Origin of the sequence: Actinophytocola sp. (assembly GCF_035712165.1) — a bacterium.
Lineage (GTDB): Bacteria > Actinomycetota > Actinomycetes > Mycobacteriales > Pseudonocardiaceae > DASYTH01.
This window is the reverse complement of record NZ_DASTBH010000477.1, coordinates 1-3604: the sequence shown is the minus strand read 5'-3', so window position 1 is coordinate 3604 and position 3604 is coordinate 1. Positions and strand designations below refer to the sequence as shown.

The window sequence follows — 3604 nt, the reverse complement described above, 5'->3', positions numbered from 1 at the left end:
GGTCAGCGCCGGAATGGTGTACGTGCCGGAAACCGCGCCACCGGCGATGGGGTCGAAGTTCGCACCCCGCAGCGGGATCTCCGCCGGCGTCCTGGTCTGGCAGTTCGGTCCGCCCGCGATCGGGAAGCCGAAGATCTTCACCCGCGGCAGCTTGATCGTCTCCTTGGCGTTGGCGGTGAGCACGCCGGCGGTCAGCGAACCGGTGGTGCGCGCCGCCTGCACGAACTCGATGTCCGCCGTGGCCGGCAGGAAGCCGAGGACGGTGAACCGGCCGGAGGTCGGGTTCAGCCGCAGGTCGGCGGAGAAGGTGCCCGTGGTCAGGTTGAACAGGGCGTTGATCCCGCCGGAGAGCTGCACCGTCCCGTTGGCCGCCTTGATGAACGACGAGCCGGTCAGGTTGAAGCTGACCGGGATGTCGCCGCCCCCGCCGCCGGCCTGGGTGCGGGCGGTGACCGCGTTGCTGGCCGGCGAGGCGTTGCCGGCCGCGTCCTTGGCCTGCACCGTGAACGTGTACTCGGTGTCCGCGGCCAGGCCGCTCACCGTCGCCGAGGTGCCGGTGACGGAGGTGGCCAGCGTGCTGCCGTTGAACACGTCGTAGCCGGTCACCCCGACGTTGTCGGTCGAGGCGTCCCAGGCCAGCGACACGCTGTTCTGCGTGGTGCCGGTCGAGCGCGCGTTGCCCGGGGCGGTCGGCGGCGTGGTGTCCACCGGCGGCTGGCCGGCCTGGGTGCGGGCGGTGACCGGCGGGCTGGCCGCCGAGACGTTGCCCGCGGCGTCCTTGGCCTTGACCGTGAACGTGTACTCGGTGTCCGCGGTCAGGCCGGTGACCGTCGCCGAGGTGCCGGTGACGGACGTGGCCAGCGTGTCGCCGTTGAACACGTCGTAGCCGGTGACGCCGACGTTGTCGGTCGATGCCGGCCAGCTCAGCGAGACGCTGTCCGTCGTGGTGGCCTCGACCTGCGGCTGGCCGGGCGCGGTCGGCGCCTCGGTGTCACCGGCCGGCGGCGTGATCGTGATCTCGGCGAGCGTGGTGTTCTGGCCCGCCACGGTGGTGCACGGGGCGTCGAACACGCCGAGGCCGGTGTCGCCGCCCTGGGCGTTGCGGGGGTGCAGCGCCCGCAGGCCGAGGGTCTCCACGCTGATCCGGGCGGTGCCGGCCTGCGGGAAGGTCACCGACGGGGAGGTGCCGCTCGCGTTGAGGATGAGCGGTTGGCCCTGCGGCGGCACGGGCTGGACCGGGATCTGGGCCGGCACCGTGATCGGCAGGTCGATGCCGGGTGCGGTGACCCGGGACCCGGCGTCGGAGAAGCCCTCGATCGTCGTGGCCCCGACCAGCACCAGACCGGCGGTGGCGTTCACCCCGGCGTCGGCCCTGGCGTTGACCACGAACGGTTCGCTCGGGGTGTTCACCGGGATGGTGGCCGGGATGTCCGCGCTGATCGTCACCGTCACCCGCTGGACGCCGATCAGTGGGAAGGTGCAGTCGAACTGCATCGTCAGCTCGCGCGGTTCGGCGGTGCTGCTGCCGGCGCTGAGCACCAGACCGACCGCGACCGCTCCGGCGGTGCTCGCCGCGGTGAGCCCCGCGAGGAGCTTCCTGGGTATTCTTCGATGACTCACAATCATCCTTCCGTACGCATCAACGGTGCTAAAACCGCTAGAAACGGCAGGTGAAACGGGGGCCAGAGCATGGCTACCGACCAGTAAGTTAACCAGGGCGGTATGTCCGGGCAAGGCCGCCGGTACATAACCGATACAGCGGCCCGAAAACTTGTCAGCCGCGGCTACGGAACCCCAGTGTTATTGGCATTGGGGAACACATGCCGGACGGTGCTCATTTTCTTATGAAAGCCCCGGGAAAATTACTCCGGGCCGGAGCAAGGTCCGCTCCCGGCGCCGGTCGGCGCGCCGGTGGCCTGGCCGACCCGGCCCGCGGTGCCGAGAACCCTTGCTGGGCCGGGACTGTACGGAGGTGAGCAGATCCTGTGGCGCCCGGACAAAAGAACCCCGCGAAATCTTGGCTTCGTGACAAGGAACCCGGGGCCGGGGGGACGGTGTCCAAACGGTGCTGTACGGCTACATGACTGGTGGGTAACGTCGGCGCTCTTATGAAGGTGTCGTCCTCCCGTGCCGTTCGCGGCGTGATTCTTGCTGTGCTCGGAATGGTGATCGCGTTGGGCGCGTCGGTGACCGTGTCCGCCTCCGCGGCCGGGGGGTCGGGAGGCGTACCGGTGCCGCGCGCCCGGGCGGTGGCACAGCGGGAACTGCCGCCGCCGCCCAAGGACGGCAAGTGCCAGGGAACCCCGCTGGTCGCGGCGAAGTTCGCGATCACCGGCGTGTCCCGGATCGCCAAGGTCGGCTCGGACACCTCGGTCACCGGCACGCTGATCGCCTGCGCCTACATCAACCCCGGTGGGCTGGACCTGCCGCTGGACCTGGTGGTCGCCACCACGCTGGATCCCACGGTCGGGGCCTACTTCGTGATCTTCCGGTTCGTGCCGGCCACCAGCACGGTCAGCTACGAGCAGGACGGTGTCGCCCGGGGCACGGCCCGCCTGCTCAACTTCAACCCCAACGACGTCGAGACCGACATCGTGGTCAACCTGTTCATCCAGTTGTCGGACACCAGACAGGACACGATCGACATCGGCGTCGGGGACCACTGCCGGACCGAGGTGTCCGCGGCGATCCCGTTCGAGGGCGTCATCCACCCGGTCCCCGGGGCGGTCAGCCAGATCAGCACCATCTTCGAGATCCCCCGGTTCAGCGGCTGCGGCACGCGGGAGGACCTGGACCCGCTGATCACCGGGCTGGTTTCCGGACCGGGCAACGACCTCCGCCTCACGCTCGTCTCGCAGGGACCGCCCTGATCGGCGTCCGCAATCCACTGTCAGCGCGTCAGGAGAGGGCCGCATGGGTGTCGAGGTGGTGGTCGAAGGACTGAGCAAATCCTTCGCCGGCCAGGCGATCTGGCGCGATGTGACGCTCACGTTGCCGGCCGGTGAGGTCAGCGTGCTGCTCGGCCCGTCCGGCACCGGCAAGTCGGTGTTCCTCAAATGCCTGGTGGGACTGCTGAAGCCGGACCAGGGGCGGTGCGTGGTCAACGGCGTGGACATCGTGCACTGTTCGGAACATCAGCTCTACGAGGTGCGCAAGCTGTTCGGGGTGCTGTTCCAGGACGGCGCGCTGTTCGGCTCGATGAACATCTTCGACAACGTGGCCTTCCCGCTGCGCGAGCACACCCGGATGAAGGAGAGCCAGATCCGCCGGGTGGTGCTGGAGAAGATGGACATGGTCGGGATGATCGGCGCCGAGCACAAGCTGCCGGCCGAGATCTCCGGCGGCATGCGCAAGCGGGCCGGTCTGGCCCGGGCGCTGGTGCTGGATCCGGAGATCATCCTGTGCGACGAGCCGGACTCGGGGCTGGATCCGGTGCGCACGGCCTACCTGTCGCAGCTGTTGATCGACCTCAACGCGCAGATCGACGCGACGATCCTGATCGTCACGCACAACATCAACGTGGCTCGGACCGTGCCGGACAACCTGGGCATGCTGTTTCGCCGGGAGCTGGTCATGTTCGGCCCGCGCGAGGTGTTGCTGACCT

At 69.0% G+C, this 3604-nt stretch carries 3 protein-coding genes; 2 read left to right on the top strand and 1 reads right to left on the bottom strand.

The window, feature by feature from the left end; translation table 11 throughout:
- A partial coding sequence (locus VFO68_RS26930; RefSeq protein WP_325161190.1) for a fibronectin type III domain-containing protein occupies window positions 1-1620 on the bottom strand: 1620 nt, incomplete at its 3' end.
- A gap of 521 nt (window positions 1621-2141) precedes the next feature.
- Here VFO68_RS26930 and VFO68_RS26925 point away from each other — a divergent pair.
- Together VFO68_RS26925 and VFO68_RS26920 are read left to right on the top strand one after the other, a co-directional pair.
- A complete protein-coding gene (locus VFO68_RS26925) occupies window positions 2142-2870 on the top strand; it encodes a hypothetical protein (RefSeq protein WP_325161189.1) in 729 nt (242 codons plus the stop codon).
- 43 nt (window positions 2871-2913) lie between these two features.
- Window positions 2914-3604 (top strand): ABC transporter ATP-binding protein (locus tag VFO68_RS26920; RefSeq protein ID WP_325161188.1); only part of this gene is annotated, 691 nt, incomplete at its 3' end.